Annotated in this window: 16 protein-coding genes, 1 tRNA gene, 1 pseudogene and 1 riboswitch; of the genes and pseudogenes, 10 read left to right on the forward strand and 8 right to left on the reverse strand. The window is 55.1% G+C overall.

Features of this window, described 5'->3' with window-relative positions; genetic code table 11:
• Positions 1-44: 44 nt before the first annotated feature.
• Positions 45-121, forward strand: a tRNA-Met gene (locus tag PWM43_RS00005).
• A 169-nt stretch (positions 122-290) separates the two neighbouring features.
• Here PWM43_RS00005 and PWM43_RS00010 read toward each other — a convergent pair.
• A complete protein-coding gene (locus tag PWM43_RS00010) occupies positions 291-986 on the reverse strand; it encodes an O-methyltransferase (RefSeq protein WP_289840527.1) in 696 nt (231 codons plus the stop codon).
• Between PWM43_RS00010 and PWM43_RS00015 the strand changes: the two genes are divergently transcribed.
• The 4 genes from PWM43_RS00015 (at position 985) to PWM43_RS00030 (ending at position 4,045) form a co-directional block, all read left to right on the forward strand.
• A complete protein-coding gene (locus PWM43_RS00015) occupies positions 985-1,668 on the forward strand; it encodes a TetR/AcrR family transcriptional regulator (protein ID WP_289840528.1) in 684 nt (227 codons plus the stop codon). The genes PWM43_RS00010 and PWM43_RS00015 overlap by 2 nt on opposite strands.
• A gap of 361 nt (positions 1,669-2,029) precedes the next feature.
• A complete protein-coding gene (locus PWM43_RS00020) occupies positions 2,030-3,079 on the forward strand; it encodes an N-acetyltransferase (protein ID WP_289840529.1) in 1,050 nt (349 codons plus the stop codon).
• Positions 3,057-3,476, forward strand: a complete 420-nt coding sequence (locus PWM43_RS00025; RefSeq protein WP_289840530.1) for a hypothetical protein — start codon at positions 3,057-3,059, stop codon at positions 3,474-3,476. The genes PWM43_RS00020 and PWM43_RS00025 overlap by 23 nt, the downstream gene beginning before the upstream one ends.
• Positions 3,473-4,045 (forward strand): ATP-binding protein, encoded by a 573-nt coding sequence (locus tag PWM43_RS00030; RefSeq protein WP_289840531.1) that lies wholly within the window; start codon positions 3,473-3,475, stop codon positions 4,043-4,045. The genes PWM43_RS00025 and PWM43_RS00030 overlap by 4 nt, the downstream gene beginning before the upstream one ends.
• Here the strand turns inward: PWM43_RS00030 and PWM43_RS00035 are convergent.
• Together PWM43_RS00035 and PWM43_RS00040 are read right to left on the reverse strand one after the other, a co-directional pair.
• On the reverse strand, positions 4,004-4,555 hold the full coding sequence (locus tag PWM43_RS00035) for a GNAT family N-acetyltransferase (protein ID WP_289840532.1): 552 nt from the start codon (positions 4,553-4,555) through the stop codon (positions 4,004-4,006). The two genes, PWM43_RS00030 and PWM43_RS00035, sit on opposite strands and share 42 nt — an antisense overlap.
• A complete protein-coding gene (locus tag PWM43_RS00040; protein ID WP_289840533.1) occupies positions 4,552-5,724 on the reverse strand; it encodes a hypothetical protein in 1,173 nt (390 codons plus the stop codon). The genes PWM43_RS00035 and PWM43_RS00040 overlap by 4 nt, the downstream gene beginning before the upstream one ends.
• A gap of 327 nt (positions 5,725-6,051) precedes the next feature.
• Between PWM43_RS00040 and PWM43_RS00045 the strand changes: the two genes are divergently transcribed.
• The 5 genes and pseudogenes from PWM43_RS00045 to PWM43_RS00065 all read left to right on the forward strand — a co-directional run bounded on the left by PWM43_RS00045 (position 6,052) and on the right by PWM43_RS00065 (position 11,963).
• A complete protein-coding gene (locus PWM43_RS00045) occupies positions 6,052-8,127 on the forward strand; it encodes a ParB/RepB/Spo0J family partition protein (protein WP_289840534.1) in 2,076 nt (691 codons plus the stop codon).
• A 138-nt stretch (positions 8,128-8,265) separates the two neighbouring features.
• Positions 8,266-9,462 carry a DUF932 domain-containing protein gene (locus tag PWM43_RS00050; RefSeq protein WP_289840535.1) on the forward strand — a complete coding sequence of 399 codons (1,197 nt, stop codon included), beginning with the start codon at positions 8,266-8,268 and terminating at the stop codon, positions 9,460-9,462.
• Between the two features lie 83 nt (positions 9,463-9,545).
• Positions 9,546-9,986 (forward strand): annotated as a pseudogene (locus PWM43_RS00055) (hypothetical protein).
• Positions 9,973-11,019 (forward strand): DUF7146 domain-containing protein, encoded by a 1,047-nt coding sequence (locus tag PWM43_RS00060; protein WP_289840536.1) that lies wholly within the window; start codon positions 9,973-9,975, stop codon positions 11,017-11,019. The pseudogene PWM43_RS00055 and the gene PWM43_RS00060 overlap by 14 nt, the downstream one beginning before the upstream one ends.
• 146 nt (positions 11,020-11,165) lie before the next feature.
• A complete protein-coding gene (locus PWM43_RS00065) occupies positions 11,166-11,963 on the forward strand; it encodes an HAD-IIB family hydrolase (protein WP_289840537.1) in 798 nt (265 codons plus the stop codon).
• On the opposite strand, the gene crcB is transcribed toward PWM43_RS00065, so the two are convergent.
• The 5 genes from crcB to PWM43_RS00090 all read right to left on the reverse strand — a co-directional run bounded on the left by crcB (position 11,958) and on the right by PWM43_RS00090 (position 16,232).
• Positions 11,958-12,377, reverse strand: coding sequence for a fluoride efflux transporter CrcB (gene crcB / locus PWM43_RS00070; RefSeq protein ID WP_289840538.1), 420 nt, complete (start codon positions 12,375-12,377; stop codon positions 11,958-11,960). The genes PWM43_RS00065 and crcB overlap by 6 nt on opposite strands.
• 31 nt (positions 12,378-12,408) lie before the next feature.
• Complete coding sequence (locus PWM43_RS00075; protein ID WP_289840539.1) at positions 12,409-13,227, reverse strand: universal stress protein; 819 nt, start codon at positions 13,225-13,227, stop codon at positions 12,409-12,411.
• A 45-nt stretch (positions 13,228-13,272) separates the two neighbouring features.
• Positions 13,273-13,647, reverse strand: coding sequence for a hypothetical protein (locus PWM43_RS00080; protein WP_289840540.1), 375 nt, complete (start codon positions 13,645-13,647; stop codon positions 13,273-13,275).
• 22 nt (positions 13,648-13,669) lie between these two features.
• Positions 13,670-15,064 carry a voltage-gated chloride channel family protein gene (locus tag PWM43_RS00085; RefSeq protein ID WP_289840541.1) on the reverse strand — a complete coding sequence of 465 codons (1,395 nt, stop codon included), beginning with the start codon at positions 15,062-15,064 and terminating at the stop codon, positions 13,670-13,672.
• Between the two features lie 38 nt (positions 15,065-15,102).
• A riboswitch (Fluoride riboswitch) is annotated at positions 15,103-15,180 on the reverse strand.
• Between the two features lie 110 nt (positions 15,181-15,290).
• Positions 15,291-16,232: an AEC family transporter gene (locus PWM43_RS00090; protein ID WP_289840542.1), complete on the reverse strand. Its 942-nt coding sequence runs from the start codon at positions 16,230-16,232 to the stop codon at positions 15,291-15,293.
• Positions 16,233-16,290 lie beyond the last annotated feature (58 nt).

Genomic DNA, 16,290 nt, shown 5'->3' on the forward strand with positions numbered 1-16,290 from the left:
GTAGGTCGCCGCCAGGTCCCCTGATCCACCCTGAAAACCAATGTCGCGGGGTGGAGCAGCCCGGTAGCTCGTCAGGCTCATAACCTGAAGGTCATAGGTTCAAATCCTATCCCCGCAACCAAAATTTCCGTTTAATATCAAACGCTTAGGCCGCCCAATGGGCGGCCTTTTGCGTTTCTGCTCCGCGCGCAGGATGCGTATAGGATGCAAATGGGAGTGAAAGCGCAGCGTAGGTTGGGCTGATTTCACGTGTGCGTGAACGTGGGAGCGAGGTTCTTTAGGCAGTCCGGTCAGACTCGAACCGCAATGTCGTGAGCAAAGTTCTGGCCAAGAGCTTCAGTTGTGATCGACGCCATACGATATCCGTTCGCCGGGTTGCTCAGATAGGCCAGATAAGCACCGGCGCGGCCGCCATCGCCCCCATCAAGATCGGCGCGATCGCTCACGACGAGGCCTCGTTGTCTTAGACCCGGTTCGAGCAGGCGAAGGATATCCAGATAGAGCCCTTTCGAGGCATCAAGCAGGATCAGGTCGATTGGCTGCGGCACATCTCGGGCAAGCGTAGTCATGGCATCTCCGATGCGGATATCCACCAGATCAGCCAGCCCGGCCTCGTGCAGATTGGCTGCTGCGCTTGCGGCTTTCTGCGGGACAAACTCTGTTGTCACCAGCCGCCCGCCGCCGTTATCTCTTAGGGCGACTGCCAGGAAGAGTGTTGAAACCCCGAACGACGTGCCAAACTCAACAATATGTCGGGCGCCGCTGCTGCGTGCCAGCACATAAAGCAGGGCGCCAAACTCAGGTGTGACTGGCATTCTGGCCCCAGCCATGGCCGGATAAAATTCGTGTTCTCCATCATGGTTCAGTCCTGCGGACTGCGCTTCTGCACGTCGAAAGGGATCCTGTTCAATGGTCTCGGAATAGAGACGTTCAAGAACCCGCTGGATAGCTGGTGTGAATTGTGGACGAAAGAGGTGATCGGTCATGGTAACTCCGCAGACAAGACTGGATGCAGATAAAAATAATCCGTCGGTTTGTGCCGGCGTTACTCGCATTTTCACCGAGGATACCGACCTCGCTCTGGCTCCACGGAAATGGCCGCGTCAGGCACGTTCGCGAGCGACTGTGGACGTCATCCTGGAAGCGACTGCTCTGCTTCTGGAAGAAGGAAAGTCCTGCAGCACTAACGCAATTGCGGAGCGTGCCGGTGTTGGAATCGCCAGCCTTTACCAGTATTTCCCAGGCAGGGACGAGGTCATCGCGGCCCTGAGTCGTCAGGTGCGAGAAAGGCTGGTGCATGCCGTGGCCTCGGCGCTGGTGACTGCGTGTCGCCAGTCATTGCGTGATGGATTACGCTCTCTGATTCTCGCCGCAGTTCAGGTTGACCGGGAGCGTCCGCTTCTCGCCTCGCGCTTGGATGAAATTGAAGCGAAACTGCCTCTCAAGACTGACCAGCGCCGGGTCATGAGCGAACTCTGTGCAGTGGTAACGACGTTTCTTGAACGTCAGCATGTCGCTTCTGGGAGGAAGGCGGAGACACTTGCTGCAGATCTCTGCACAATTGCTGGGGCGCTTATCGACGCGGAACGGGAGCGAGCCGGGACGATAGAGACAGATCAGTTTGATCGGATCACAGGCCAGTTGGTGGCGCTCATTCAGGCTGAATGAGAACAATAGCGCTACAAAGCAGACTAGGGACACAGGCGCTTCACGATATCAGCGATCATGAATTTTCTAACTGCGGGGTTAGGAGGAGTGGCCTCTGGTCGTTATGGTAGGGCTTACAAGGTTCGACAACCGCACGAGGAAGATACGTTTAGGAGACGTCCTCGCATGTCGTCTGGGGAGGAAGTGTTGGAACTAACCCCCACTGAGTGCCCGCATATTCGAAAACTGAGACTTACGGGTAGCTCTCTAGTCTAGTTAAGGAAATTAGGTCGGACATCGACTATTGACAGGAGAGCTGAAGAACGATTCAACGGTAATGAGCCGCTATTAGAGTCGCTTGACGGCTCTTGTGGAGGGCAAAATGTCGAGACGTCTGCGTCTTACGAAATTTCGTAATTTGTCGATCGAAGATCCCTTTTTTGATAGTTTAAAAAAGGGCTACCGAGAATTTCCCGAGTGGTTCTCTCGCAAAGCGGATGAAGATCTTTACGTCGTCGATGACGGTAAAGAGCTTAGCGGGATGATTTATCTGAAACGGGAAAATGGTGCGGTCAATGATGTGGTGCCACCATTGCCAGCAAAGAAATGGTTAAAGGTCGGGACGCTAAAGATTGTCGCGAAAGGTACAAAACTAGGCGAAAGAGTTATCAAAAAAGTATTTGATACAGCTTTAGATCAAAATGCTGAAAGTATTTATGTTACAGTATTTGAAGTGCACGATAGTCTTATTACGCTTTTCAAGCGATACGGTTTCCAGCAAAGTGCTACTAAGACGACCGATAACGGCACCGAGATCGTACTGACTCGGTCCCTGACCGATTTTACGGGTGATCGCTTGAAAGATTATCCTTTTGTACACATTGTCGGTCATTCATATTGGTTGCTGGCAATTTATCCGGCGTATCATACGCGTCTGTTACCAGATTCTATACTACGAAATGAGGCACAAGAGATTGTCCAAGATGTGTCGCATAGTAATACAATTCACAAGGTGTATATATCTGGCTTGCCATTACAGAGAATGTCACCGGGTGATGTTGTGATTTTTTACCGAACCACTGATCGGCCTGGACAAGCATACTTCAGATCTGTCGTCTCTTCGGTCTGCATCGTAGAAGAAGTTAAAACGAAAAAAGAGTTTCCGAATGTGGAGGCCTTTCTGGCTTACACTAAACCGCGAAGCGTATTTTCTGAATTGGAGTTGCGAGATATTTTTACTAAGAGAAAGCGGTTAAGTGTAGCGAAAATGACTTATAATGCTGCGTTTAACCGTCGTACAACGCGGGGTACCCTAATCGATGATGATATTATGTCAGTACAACCTCGGTGGGATTTGCGCTCTTTAACCCGTAACCAACTTCTAAAAATTCTCGATATGGGGAAAATTAATGCGCGTCTTGTTATCAATTAATCCGGTTCACGTCAAAAATATTATGAAAGGGATAAAGAAATTTGAATTTCGGAGGAAAATATTTGCACGGAAAAATATAACGACTGTTGTTATTTATTCTACAATGCCAGTGGGAAAGATTGTTGGCGAATTCGACATCGAAGAAATTTTTGAAGATGAACCAGAGCGGTTATGGGAATCAACAGCGCAAGGATCCGGCATTAGTAAGGATTTTTTTGACGCCTATTTTGATGGGCGTGAAAAAGGATATGCTTTGAAAATTGGTGAACTGCGTATTTTTGATGAACCAATAGTGCCAAGCGATATCATCGAAGATTTTACGCCGCCCCAGTCCTACATGTACATTACGGGATATGGTAAGGAAATTCGGCGTCAGCAGCAGTGGAATTTGATATGAGTACGAAGCGTGCCCCTCTGATTATGGTCTTTGGCATTTCAGGAGTAGGTAAAACTACGGCTTGCGAGGCTTTTGTGAAAAGTAACCCTACATACTTCTATGATCGAGCTAGTGCCATCATGCAGCGGGCCCATAGAACCGCTATAGAAGCATTGCGGACTACGGATTCAGAATCAATTAAATCGAATCAAGAGGTGCTTCCCTCTGCCGTAATGGCTCTAAGGGAATCTTTTCCTTATAAAATTATGTTATTAGATTGCCACGCGATTATCGATAATGACAAAGGTTTAGTAGAGGTTCCTCTGGAAACTATTAAAGACCTTAAGCCAGATGGATTTATTTTACTTGAAGCCGATGCCATTGTTGTAAAACAAAGGAGAGAAAATGCGGAAAGGGTTCGTCCTAACCGCACAGTTGATCAAATCGAGGCTGAACGACTGGAAGAGCAACGAACCGTTCGCTCTTACGTCAGTAATCTTCACGTTCCTCTGGTAATTGACAATGCATCAATAAATTATGACTTGGCATCAGCCATCCGCCGTTTGGACGAAAAACGATTTATTTCTTAGTATTTGGTTTTTATTTTTTGATTTACACTCATTAAATCCCAATTCTACTGATGACGGCAAGTATAGTCCCTTTATATGCGAAGTGAGATTGAATCCATAGTAATCGAATATTCTTTCAAACATGGGAAGTTTATTGTCATTTACGGTTAAAAGTGGCCTATCTTCATCAAGCCACTTTAGAAGGCTATCAAAAATCCGGACGCCTATGCCACGTCCCACGTGAGATGGTGCCACTCTTACAGTGCAAATTTTGCGCTCGTTGTGTTCCTTTTTTGCAATGCCAAGCCCCACCAGTTCGCCTTGCCTTTCAACCCGCAAAAGCGTCCTTGATTCATCTCTCAGGCCTGGCACGACTTTCGTCGAAAACCATTGTTCGATACCTGGATAGTCAGTCGAAAGGGGCAAAAGAAAGCTCAGAGCTTCGGCTTCGAGCGGTCGCATCATAATTTCGCTATCTTTGGGCTTACTATTCCGGTCAAAATACATTCTGGACATGGACGAAACTTTCATCCTCCGTTCCTTACATTCTCCGTGGTTCTGATCACGTCTCTATTGCCTTCTTTCTCAAAGGGAGGCGTCACAGATCCTGTCTTGGTCAACGTATCCTTGTGCCGTAAGTTCGATATATATATCACTCCGTCATCGATGCCCTTTTGCGCATAATTAGCCGCGATATTGCCCCCAATTCCGAGTGCAAACGCAATACCCAGATAAATCAACCATACTCGTCGACTGCATCGATGAGTAGTTAATTTCACAAACGCCGTAAAATCGCTAATTTCTGTCGGCACAGGGGGCAAAGCGGTTTGCATATTGACAGGCGCTTCCTCTCGTTTCCAATGATAAACCATCATCCCTTCCGGGATACCGCCTACGATATAAGTATTCCATTGATTGTGTTCTAATAGTCTCATTTTATGTGAGGGAGTATTCGCAACTGAGATATCGGATTGCATCGGGATAGCAGTTAAAAATGCTACGACTCGCATTTTGATGGCACCCCCATTTTCTCGTCGCATTTGGCCTTCAAGGAGATCTGGAAGAGTTCGCGCTTCATTTACGCGAAAATCGAGGTATTCGATTTCATCGTAGCTACTTTGGAGAAACTTATCTAATTTTGGCACCGCGCGTACTATTGGATTGTTTTCTCCCTCACCGACTGATACTCGCAATCTAAAGTAAGTGGGGATTTCATCTGTAAATAATGTCCTCGCGTCACTGAGAATTGCATCCTCAATGGATAACAACGTTCCATTTTGTTGATGTGAAAGATTAAGGTGTTCAGATGAAATATTTTGATTATCTGTCGCAAACACCATAACCCTCGCGAAGACAGATTGATCGTTTCTTGAGAGTTGAATGCACTTTGGTCCAGATGTGGAGGGACCAGACCCTTGAAGCGGCTCGTTGAATATTCCTTGAGATATGTCAGATCTGCTGAAATAAGATGAGCAGTCTGAAATAGAATTTATGTCAACTCTCATGGGCAAAAATATTCTAATACATTCAATATCTTCTGGGTTATCAACCATAATTCCTATTTCTATTATATCATTCACAGGATTTTGGTCATTCCTTTTGAATGAATTGTCCCCATTTAAATACCAATAATTGAAATGCGCTTCTATTTTCGAAGATGCGCCGGAGGTTTTCGGTTTGCACCAAACGGCAAGGCTCACGTTGTCTGTCAATTTCTTAAGACTCTTTAAATGTGTTTCTTCTGGAATGTTTGTGGACTATAATTTATAGATAAAACACTCCTCGAAGATAAGACCAGCCCTGCATAAAATGCTCATTATCAGCGGATATATGGACCCATCGACTACTGCCTAAGATTACCCATTCAGCTATTGATTGATAGCCATTCCAATCAATTTTTTTACCGGGAAAGGCCGGAGCTTACTGGCTTGGGTATCACCGTTAGAGTCAGAGGGCTGCGCGGATTTTCGTGACGGGTTAAGAGGGTAGGGGAGAGTCTCCTGTCCGCCCGTCATGGAGTTTTCGCCATGGCGACCGCTATTCCCAAAATCAGCCTGAGTTCGTCCCGCGACATCCCGTTCAACAGGCTGGTGCTGTCGCAATCCAACGTGCGGCGCGTGAAGGCCGGCCTGTCGATTGACGAACTGGCCCGCGATATCGAGCGTCGCGGGCTGCTGCAGGGCCTGAATGTCCGTCCCGTCCTTGATGATGCTGGTGTCGAAACCGGCAGCTATGAAGTGCCCGCTGGCGGACGGCGCTTCCGTGCCCTCGAACTGCTGGTGAAACAGAAAAAGCTCAACAAGACTGCACCCGTACCGTGCGTCGTGCGCGAGGCCGGATCGGCGGCCATTCTTGCCGAGGATGATTCCCTGGCCGAGAACGTCCAGCGTGTGGCGCTGCATCCGCTGGATCAGTTCCGAGCTTTTCGTGACATGCTGGAAAAAGGCATGTCCGAGGAGGAAATCGCCGCCGCGTTCTTCGTCACATCCGCCGTGGTCAAACAGCGTCTGCGGCTGATGACCGTGTCCGACAAACTGCTCGATATCTATGAGCAGGATGGCATGAATCTGGAGCAGTTGATGGCCTTTTCCATCAGCGATGACCATGCCCGGCAGGAACAGGTCTGGGACATCGTGGCCCAGAGCCATAACCGTGAACCCTATGTCATTCGCCGCATGCTGACGGAAAAGACTGTGCGGGCCTCGGACGCGCGCGCCCGTTTCGTGGGGCTGGACGTCTATATCGCAGCCGGTGGTCACATCATGCGCGACCTGTTCGAAGCCGACGACGGCGGCTGGCTGCAGGATCCCGCCCTTCTGGACCGGCTGGTCATGGAAAAGCTGCATACAGCTACTGAGGATATCCGCGCCGAGGGCTGGAAATGGGTCGAGACAGCCCTGTCGTTTCCATGGGGGCACACACGGCATTTCGCGGAAATTGATGGCACGGAAGTGCCACTCTCTGATGAAGAAACCGCCCGTCTCGAAGCCCTGCGTGCCGAGCAGGAAACTATCGAGGCGGAATACGCCCAGGCCGATGAATACCCTGACGAGGTCGACGCACGGCTGGGCGGGATTGAACAGGCAATTCTTGCCCTGGAGGAACGGCCCCTGGCGTTCGATCCTGCCGACATGGCGCGGGCCGGCGCCTTCGTCAGCCTCGCCAGCGATGGCACATTGCAGGTGGAACGGGGCTTCGTGCTGCCCGAGGACATGCCTGCCGAGCCGGAGGAGGTCGATGATGCCGGCGGATACGATCATGCTGCGTATGATGGGCGGGATGAACGTATTGCTGATGATGGCGGCGATACGGGCGGGGAGGGCAACAGCATTTCTCCCGACGTTGAGCCTGAGGAAGAAGACGGGATCAAACCGTTGCCCGACCGGCTTCTCACCGAACTGACGGCGTGGCGCACGCTGGCCCTGCGGGATGCGTTCGCCAGCAATCCGCACATTGCCCTGACTGAGTTCCTGCATACGCTGGTGCGCGATGTTTACTGGCAGACACCGGGTGCTGAATGCCTTGAAGCCTATGTCCGGGAAATCTCGCTACCGGTGCATTCCCCCGACATGCCGGGCAGTGCGCCAGCCCATGCGCTGCGCCAGCGCAACGAGGGCTGGAAGCACGATCTGCCAGAAAACGAGGATGCACTGTGGCGCTGGATCGACGGGCTGGATGAGGTCAGTCGGATGGCCCTGCTGGCGCACTGCCTGTCCTTCGGGGTCAATGCACTTTATGAGCGCATGCCCTCGTATGGTCCGTCTCTGGCACGCAGCGTCAGGGGGCGGCTGGTCCGCGCCGACCGGCTTGCCACTGCGCTCAGCCTCGATCTGGTCGAGGCGGGCTGGCAGCCCACGGTCGAGAACTATCTCGGCCGGGTGACCAAGGCGCGCATCCTGCAGGCCGTGCGGGATGCACGTGGCAATGAGGCGGCTAACCGTATTGCCCACCTGAAGAAGCCCGACATGGCCCGCGAGGCCGAGCAATTGCTGGAGGGTTCGGGCTGGTTGCCCGAAGCGTTGCGGACGGCTGTGCTGGATGATCAGACACAGGTTGAAACAGTGACGGCAGGCGGGGATATGGAGGCCATTGCCGCCGAATAAAACGATGGGTTTTGGAATTGTGAGACAGCGGCTTCCGGTGCCCGGAAGCCGCTTTTTTTATGTCCGGCTCCCCGGAAAGAGGGAGAGGGCGGCTTCGCCTTTTTGTGCCGAATAACCGGCATAAGAGGAGAGTTTACCATGACCACCATCCTGTCTCCCGCGTCCCGTGGTGCCACTTCCGGCGGCTTCCGTATCGACCCGTCACGTGGCGAACGGAACGCTCGCGTCTCGTCCGAATGGTTCTCCCGCCCCGATGACGAGCGTTATCTGTCCCTGTCCGACCTGCACGCAGCCACACTTGCCCGTGCCGAGCGCGCCACCGCCCGCACGGTGGAAAGCCGCGCCATCCGCGTGGAAGCATCCCGCGACAATGCCGAGCGCCTCACCCTGACCGTGCCGGGCCAGAGTGAGCCGATCGCACCGACTCACTGGTCGTTCGGCCAGATGTGCAGCCTTGTCGGGGCACCTTCATCCTATCTGCGTAACCTTCCGGCTCCACTGGCGGCGATCAATCTCCAGCACGGGCTGCTGTCACACCGGGCCGAACTGGTGAAAACACTGGAGACCGAAGACGGACGAGTCGAACTGCGCGCGGTCACCGGTCCCGATTACGGCCGCATCTGGGACCATGAACTGGTCGGTGCGGTGCGGAAAATTGCCGGTGACGGCACAGGCGATACCAACTGGAAGGTGCCCGGTATGATCGACTGGGCGACCATGACCCATAATCCCTATGTGGACATCACGAAGGAGACGACGACGCTCTACGCATCAGATCGCGATGTATTCCTGTTTTTGGTCGACGATACACACCCGATTGAAGCTGGCCGTTTGCCCAACGGCGACCCCGATCTCTATTTCAGGGGTTTTTATGCCTGGAATTCCGAAGTCGGAAGTAAAAGCCTGGGTATTGCGTCTTTTTACCTGCGCGGAGTGTGTCAGAATCGCATGCTGTGGGGCGTGGAGAATTTCGAACAGATCACGATCCGACATAGCAAGTTCGCCGCATCGCGTTTCGTGCATCAGGCCACACCAGCGCTACGGAATTTCGCCACGGCCAGCCCGGCCTCGTTTGTTTCCGGTATCCAGGCTTCGCGTCGGGCGCTGGTAGTCAGAACTGATGACGATCGGCAAAGTTTCTTGCGTCGACGTGGGTTCTCGAAATCGGAAACCACCAAGGTCATCGAAACCGTGCTGCACGAGGAAGGGCACAAGCCCGAGAGCGTGTTCGATTTCGTGCAGGAGATCACGGCACTGGCACGGACGAAGGCCAATCAGGACACGAGGCTGGATCTGGAGGAGAAGGCCCGCCGGTTGATGGAGCGTGCGTCCTGAAAGCCGCTTCTCTGTTTTTCCGCCAATACGTTTTTACGAGCCCGGCCACTGCGCCGGGCTTTTTCGTTTCGGGAGTTATTCCGATGGCTGATTTCTTCACGTATTTTTCCTGCGTGCTCGACGTGGGCACGGTGGAGAACGCCGCAAAGGCGCTCGACCTCTACAATGAATTCATCGACGAACTGGCGGCGGAAGATCCACCGTCTGACGGTTTTGTTCTGTCGATCGTGCCTGAATATGGCGGCACGAAACTCTGGATGCGCGATGACGTGACCGGCGATCCGCATCAGGTGGTGGAATTCGTGCTACGCTGTGCGCGAACATTCCGGCTGCGGGGCCGATGGGGATTCTAGTGGGCCAATACGGCCTCACGTCCCCGGATCGGCGCCTTCAGCGGTGGCGCGCATCTGCTTGACCTTGGCAGACGCAGGACGATGTCATGGATGACCACCGATCGCTGGCTGGCGATTGCCCTGGACGGAGGCGATCCCGATACAGGAGGGCAGGCCGATGGCCGGAAATGATGCGGGCGATCTCGCCCGCCGTCTGGCGGAGAACGCAGAGGCGGTGTGCCGTCGGTATCTGTCCGCTGGTCGCCGTCACGGCAATTACTGGCCGGTCGGCGACGTGCGGAATGCGCCCGGCCGGTCGCTGTTCGTCCGGCTGCACGACACCGCCAATGGCAGGGCCGGAAAATGGACGGACGCGCAGTCCGGCGAGCATGGCGACCTGCTCGACGTGATCCGCGAAAGCCTCGACCTGGTGGATTTCCGCGACGTCGCCGACGAGGCGCGCGCCTTCCTCAGCTTGCCTCGCCCTGACCCGGCACCTTCTTCAAGGGATCGCCCCACGCAGGAACGATCACCGGCCAGTTCTTCCGAAGCGGCTCGACGGCTCTGGGCCATGTCCGGGCCGATCATGGGCACGTCCGTAGAAGCGTATCTCCACAGACGCGACATGACGCTTTTGCACGGAACCGGAGCCCTGCGCTTCCATCCGTATTGCTATTATCGCCCGGACGAGGACAGGCCGACCGAGACTTGGCCTGCGATGATCGCCGCCGTCACGGACCTCGATGGCACTCTGACTGGAGTGCATCGCACCTGGCTGGCGGCGGACGGGCGTGGCAAAGCCCCGGTCGATCATCCGCGCCGCGCTCTGGGCGGTCTGCTCGGTCATGCCGTGCACTTCGGAGTCGCGTCTGACGTGCTCGCCGCCGGGGAAGGCATCGAGACGGTGCTGTCGCTGCGCCAGGTTCTGCCCGATCTGCCGCTGGGCGCCTGCCTGTCCTCGGCGAATCTCGCCGGCATGACGTTTCCGCCGATGCTGCGTCGCCTCTACGTGCTGCGCGATGACGACCCGGCCGGAGGCCATGCGGCGGCGACCCTGATGACCCGGACGCAGGAGACCGGGATCGAGTGCCTCGTGCTGTCACCGCGTCTGGCGGATTTCAACGATGATCTGCGCTATCTCGGGCGTGGGGCGATGCGGGCAATCCTGCATCCCCAGCTTGCCCCGCAGGACGTGGCGCGGTTCCTGCAACCCGTCGCGCACTGAGGTGGGCCGGGAAGGGGTGTGGGTCATCGTTTTCCCCGCGTGATACAGAATGATGAACACTTGACATAGTAGATACCGAAGATCAGCCCCAATTTTGACGACGCCAGGAATTCAGAAAACAGGTTCCACAGTTCAGGATTGATAAAGTGCAGCCACTTGAAGACGCGGATATTTCAATATTCCGGACCGTGCGTTTTGTTCTCACGGATATGGACGAGACCCTGACATATAATGGTCGGCTCTCCTCGGAGACATATGCAGCGCTTGAACAGCTTCAGACTGCCGGCGTGAAAGTCATTCCGGTGACAGCGGCACCTGCGGGGTGGTGTGACCAGATGGCCCGTATGTGGCCGATAGATGGGGTCATCGGCGAGAATGGCGGGTTATTTTTCCGAAGGGCATCACAGGGGCATGGTGTTGAACGATATTTCTGGCATGAAGAACAGCGTCGCCTGAGTATCGAAAGAGAGTTGTCTGATATCGGACAAAACATAAAACAGGTGTTACCTTTTGCGACTTTCGCTGATGATCAACCCTTTCGACAGACCAGTCTTGCGTTTTCACAGCCGCACGATCCCGCAGAAAGAGACGCCATTCTTGCAGCATTGAAGGCGGCCTCCCTGAACATAACGGTCAATAATTTGTGGGTTCTCGGATGGATCGGCGAGTACGATAAACTGTCGATGTCACGACGCATTCTTCTGGAACATTATGATCTCGATATCAGCACCGATCCTGACGCGGTTCTTTACACGGGTGATTCAACGAATGATGCGCCCATGTTCGCATTCTTTCGGCATTCTGTCGGTGTCAGCACGGTTTCCCGTTTTCTGGACCAGATTCCTCAGCCGCCAAACTGGATCACTGTCGGGCCTGGTGGGCGAGGCTTCGTTGAAGCGGCCAGAGTGGTTATGGCGGCCCGGCAGCGTGATGCCGGATCATGATGCCTGAACATGGTGATACGCCTGATTGAGCGCCTGCGCGCTCAAAAATCCCAGAAAAATGGCGCTCATGCCAAGGACGATGGAAATACCGACATTCAGGCAGGCCCTGCCGGGGTGTCCGTTCTGGAGCAGATCGACCGTCTGGAGGCTGAAGGAGGAGAAGGTGGTGTAGCCGCCGCAGATGCCGACCATGAATACAAGTCGTGCTGTATCGGAGACGTGTAGTCGTCCGCCAGTCGCGGACAGTGCTGCGAACAGGGCGATCGCGAACGAACCGCTGAAGTTGATCAGGATCGTGCCCCAGGGAAGGGTGTTGCTCCATCGGGTCGTGGCCAGACCGACCCAGTAGCGGAGCAGCGTGCCCCCGGCACCTCCCAGTGCAATCAGGAACGTCGGCAGAATATTGGGTATCATGATACGATCCGTCTCACCCTCTGGCTGGCGATCAATGGTGGGTCAGGATTGGGAGCGTTGCGTGTGACAGGATGTCCTGCGTCGGCCCGCCAAACAGCCACTCAATGAAGTGGGGGCGGCTGTAGGCCCCCATGACCAGCAGATCGCCCCCTGCCTTCAGGGCGTGCTGGCGGATTTCCTCGCCCACGTCCGACGACGCAATGACAAAGCGATCAATGACAACCTCCACGCCTTTCTGGCGGAGTTCTTCCGCAATGGCGGGTTCCGCAACCTCATTGGGCCTGTCTTCGCCTATCACGATGCTGACACGGGACGCCCGCTCCAGAAAAGGCTGAGCGGCGGTAATGGCCTGATCCAGCGCTGGAGACTGATGCCAGGCGATGACAGGATGGGCGCCGACGCTGTCATGGTGCTGCAACGGAGCCACGACCACTGTAGCGTGCGCATCATACAGCGCTCCACTGAAGGCCTGCGCCACCTCCTCGGGGTCGGAGGAACGGGGACGACTGAGAACGGTGATGTCCGCGTTCATCGCTTCGCGTGCGACGGTCTTGCGGACATCCCCCGCGATTTCGATCCATTCGGCAGCCTGTGTGTCGGACAGGGTCGCTTGCCATGTGTGAAAGGCATTGCGCAGCGCATCGGCTTTCGCGGAGACCGTCTGCGCAAACCGTCTCTCTTCTTCCGGACTGGGCATCCCTTCATCGGGAGTCTGATAATCGGGATTGTCCTGAAGCGCGGGGTGCAGAACCCTGATCGGCGGATGACCAAGACGCGTGGCCAGTTCGCCTGCGGTCTCAAGGGTGAAAACTGACGTCTCGATGCGGTCGAGTATGGCAAGAATACGCATGGCTTACCTCTCTGATAATCACTTGGAAATTGTCATGACTTCGCGTCAGAGCGCCTGCTGATCGCCGAAATGCCAAGCTTCAGCCGGTTTGAAATAGAGAGCAGTCTTTTTCAGGAGCGTCTCATGGGAAAGGCAGAAGGCTTTCAACTGGTCCTGGCTGCCGAGAATATCGACATAAACCGACAGGAGCGTGTTGGGGATTTCCCCTAGGGTCTGCTGGATCGCGCCACCCTTCCAGAAGCCGTAATGGGCGAAATGGGCATTTGAACAGGTGAAGCCCGCGGCTCTGGCGGCATGAATGATATCGCGATAGAGCGGTCTGCGCTGGAACAGACCTGAGAAGGTCTTGCCACTTCCGTTGTGCGCACGTGATCCGGATGTCATGAAGATCCGGAGAATGCCCGCTGGTTCCGTCTGCATTATGGATGCTTCATTCATTGTCTTATGCCCCGGTTCTGGTTGGTGTGTCGGATGATGGCTGTTCATTGGTGTGAGGTGCGGACTGTCCGATGAGTGCGCGCGCCTGCCGCAGCGCCATGCCCGCGGTGATGTGAGGGTGAGCCGTTTTTGGCACGCTGATGCGCTGGGAGAGATAAATCCCGGAATGCCCGGAGCAGAGATAGGCAATGAAGCAGCCGGTCGCGATGTAGATGACGTTTGTTGCGCCAAACAGCTCAACGCCCATGAAGGTGCAGGCGAGGGGGGTGTTGGCCGCGCCTGCAAAGACGGCCACGAAACCGACGGCTGCAAGGAGATCGGTCGGCAGACCCAGAACCGTCGAGAGCGTATGGCCCAGCCCTGCGCCGATGAAGAAAAGGGGCGTCACTTCTCCGCCCTTGAAGCCGGTCGAGAGAGCGGCGACCGTGAAAACGAGTTTCCACAGCCAGCTCCATGTGTAATCGCCTGAATGAAAGAAATTCATGATTGAGGCCCCGTCGGGCGTGGCCGCGATGACGCCAAGCCCGAGATAATCCCGTGTCCCGACAATAAAGACGAGCAGGATGGTCAGGATGCCCCCAATGGCTGGGCGCAGCCAGGGAACAGGACACAGTCTGCGAAAAATCGGGCTCAGACGATGCACCGATTCCGCAAACAGCAGGCTGGCCAGCCCGAAGCAGACAGAGGCCATGCCGACTTTGAGCAGAAGCAGTGGGTTGGTATGGAAGGTCTCGCCGAACAGATCAGGGGAGCCTGCAAAGGCAACCTTGTAGGGAACATGATGGATCCCCCAGGCATGGCACACCATGTCTGCCGTGATTGAAGCGGCTGCGACCGGGACAAGAGCGCGATAGTCGATCCTGCCAATGCTCAGGACTTCCATCGCGAAGACGGCGCCGGCAACCGGAGTTCCGAATACCGCGCCAAACCCTGCGGCAATCCCGGCCATCAGGATGATGCGCACCGCATTATCATCAAGGCGGAACAGGCGGGCGAAACCGGACGCGATGCTGCCACCGATCTGGACGGCCGTTCCTTCGCGTCCAACGGATGCGCCGAACAGATGGCTGACGACGGTGGCGACCAGAACCAGCGGGGCCATACGCAGGGGCACACCCCCGCCGGGCTCATGGATCTGATCGACAATCAGATTGTTACCGCCTTCGGCGGAGCGTCCGAACCAGTGATAGGCCAGACCGACGGCAACGCCGGCAAGGGGCAGAAACCAGAGCAGGCCAGGGTGGGTGAAACGGTATTCGGTGACGTGATCGAGCGCCCACAGGAAGACTGCGCATAATGTGCCAACACAGGCGGCCATCGGCAGAAGAAAAGCGGTCCAGCGCAGGACTGACAGCAGGGCCGCAATGATCGAAGTCTGTATAACCGAAAAATGACGCATGACTCTGAACGCACTCCTCCCTCATATGCCACCGTTGTGGCGAGGTAGGAGTCATCAGCCCTAAGGGCGGTTCGACTTCAGGATGAAGTCAGGCAGAGTCCATTGCCGTCTTCATAAATAGACATCACCCGCAGCGGGACGTCAATCTCTTCTGAGTCATTCTGTTCTTCCGGCAGGATCGGTGTTGGCGGTCGGCGCCAAAAAGATCTCCGCGTTTTTGTGCCCATCAGGTGCCTGCGATTGCAAGATAGAGCGAAATGGTTGCGATCGAGAGCACGGTTGAGATGAGCACAATCCGCCCGGTCAGGGCCGCCTCCCGGTCGTAGAATTCCGCAAGCATAAAAGAACCCGTGCCAGTGGGGAGGGCAGCGAGAAGAACCGCGATATGCGTTGTCTCTGAGGGGAGTTTCAGCAGGAAGGCCGCGATCAGCCATGTCATCAGTGGCTGTCCGATCAGTTTCAGAAGAACGAAAACCCCGACAGTCGATGCTGCCGGGGAACCTGTTCTGGATGTCGTGCCGGCAAGAAACAGCCCCAGTGCAATCAGGGCGCAAGGGGAGGCGGCTCCCCCCAGAAGCTTGAGAAACATATGCACTGGGCCAGGCAGATGGCTGCCGGAGAGCATCACGAGCGCACCGAGGACTGGCGCAACCAGCAACGGATTTTTTGCAAGGGAAAACAGGGTTTTCCTGACAATGTCGCGGCGGCGGGTTTCGGTCTGGAGGCCGGCTTCGATCAGGGTGATCGCGGTCGCAAAAAGGGCGCAGACAGTCACAAGTGTCGCAACGAGCGTTGGCGCCATGCCTCTGTCACCAACGAGGGATAGAACAAGAGGAAACCCGACAAATCCCGTATTGGCATAGCTGGCGTTGAGGCCATCAATCGCGGCGTCAGCAAGAGCATGACCTGAAGAAACTCTCCACCAAAGGGTCGCACCGAATATGATGAAGCAGCCCCCAGCAAACGCCAGGGTAAACCCGGGCTCCCAGATGTCGGCCAGTTTCGCATTGGCCACGATGTCAAACAGCACTGCGGGCAGTGCCAGATAGACCACCAGGCGATTGACTTCCCGTGTCGCGTTGGGACCAAGTGCCCCAGTCTTGCGGGCGATCCATCCCGTCAGGATGAGCGCGAAAATTGGCAGAACAATCAGAATATTAGTGAACATCAGGCGGCTCGGAGGGTCTTCAGAGCGTGTGACACTATGCGAGCTTATTGATATAATC

It is taken from the genome of Brytella acorum, from assembly GCF_029309905.1.
In the GTDB taxonomy this organism is placed as follows: Bacteria; Pseudomonadota; Alphaproteobacteria; order Acetobacterales; family Acetobacteraceae; genus Brytella; species Brytella acorum.

What these genes read in the sequence shown, in the direction of transcription:
- PWM43_RS00015 (WP_289840528.1), top strand. Translation starts at nt 985, where the DNA reads ATGGTAACTCCGCAGACAAGACTGGATGCAGATAAAAATAATCCGTCG.
- PWM43_RS00010 (WP_289840527.1), bottom strand. Translation starts at nt 986, where the DNA reads ATGACCGATCACCTCTTTCGTCCACAATTCACACCAGCTATCCAGCGG.
- PWM43_RS00020 (WP_289840529.1), top strand. Translation starts at nt 2,030, where the DNA reads ATGTCGAGACGTCTGCGTCTTACGAAATTTCGTAATTTGTCGATCGAA.
- PWM43_RS00025 (WP_289840530.1), top strand. Translation starts at nt 3,057, where the DNA reads ATGCGCGTCTTGTTATCAATTAATCCGGTTCACGTCAAAAATATTATG.
- PWM43_RS00030 (WP_289840531.1), top strand. Translation starts at nt 3,473, where the DNA reads ATGAGTACGAAGCGTGCCCCTCTGATTATGGTCTTTGGCATTTCAGGA.
- PWM43_RS00035 (WP_289840532.1), bottom strand. Translation starts at nt 4,555, where the DNA reads ATGAAAGTTTCGTCCATGTCCAGAATGTATTTTGACCGGAATAGTAAG.
- PWM43_RS00045 (WP_289840534.1), top strand. Translation starts at nt 6,052, where the DNA reads ATGGCGACCGCTATTCCCAAAATCAGCCTGAGTTCGTCCCGCGACATC.
- PWM43_RS00050 (WP_289840535.1), top strand. Translation starts at nt 8,266, where the DNA reads ATGACCACCATCCTGTCTCCCGCGTCCCGTGGTGCCACTTCCGGCGGC.
- PWM43_RS00060 (WP_289840536.1), top strand. Translation starts at nt 9,973, where the DNA reads ATGGCCGGAAATGATGCGGGCGATCTCGCCCGCCGTCTGGCGGAGAAC.
- crcB (WP_289840538.1), bottom strand. Translation starts at nt 12,377, where the DNA reads ATGATACCCAATATTCTGCCGACGTTCCTGATTGCACTGGGAGGTGCC.
- PWM43_RS00075 (WP_289840539.1), bottom strand. Translation starts at nt 13,227, where the DNA reads ATGCGTATTCTTGCCATACTCGACCGCATCGAGACGTCAGTTTTCACC.
- PWM43_RS00080 (WP_289840540.1), bottom strand. Translation starts at nt 13,647, where the DNA reads ATGCAGACGGAACCAGCGGGCATTCTCCGGATCTTCATGACATCCGGA.
- PWM43_RS00085 (WP_289840541.1), bottom strand. Translation starts at nt 15,064, where the DNA reads ATGCGTCATTTTTCGGTTATACAGACTTCGATCATTGCGGCCCTGCTG.
- PWM43_RS00090 (WP_289840542.1), bottom strand. Translation starts at nt 16,232, where the DNA reads ATGTTCACTAATATTCTGATTGTTCTGCCAATTTTCGCGCTCATCCTG.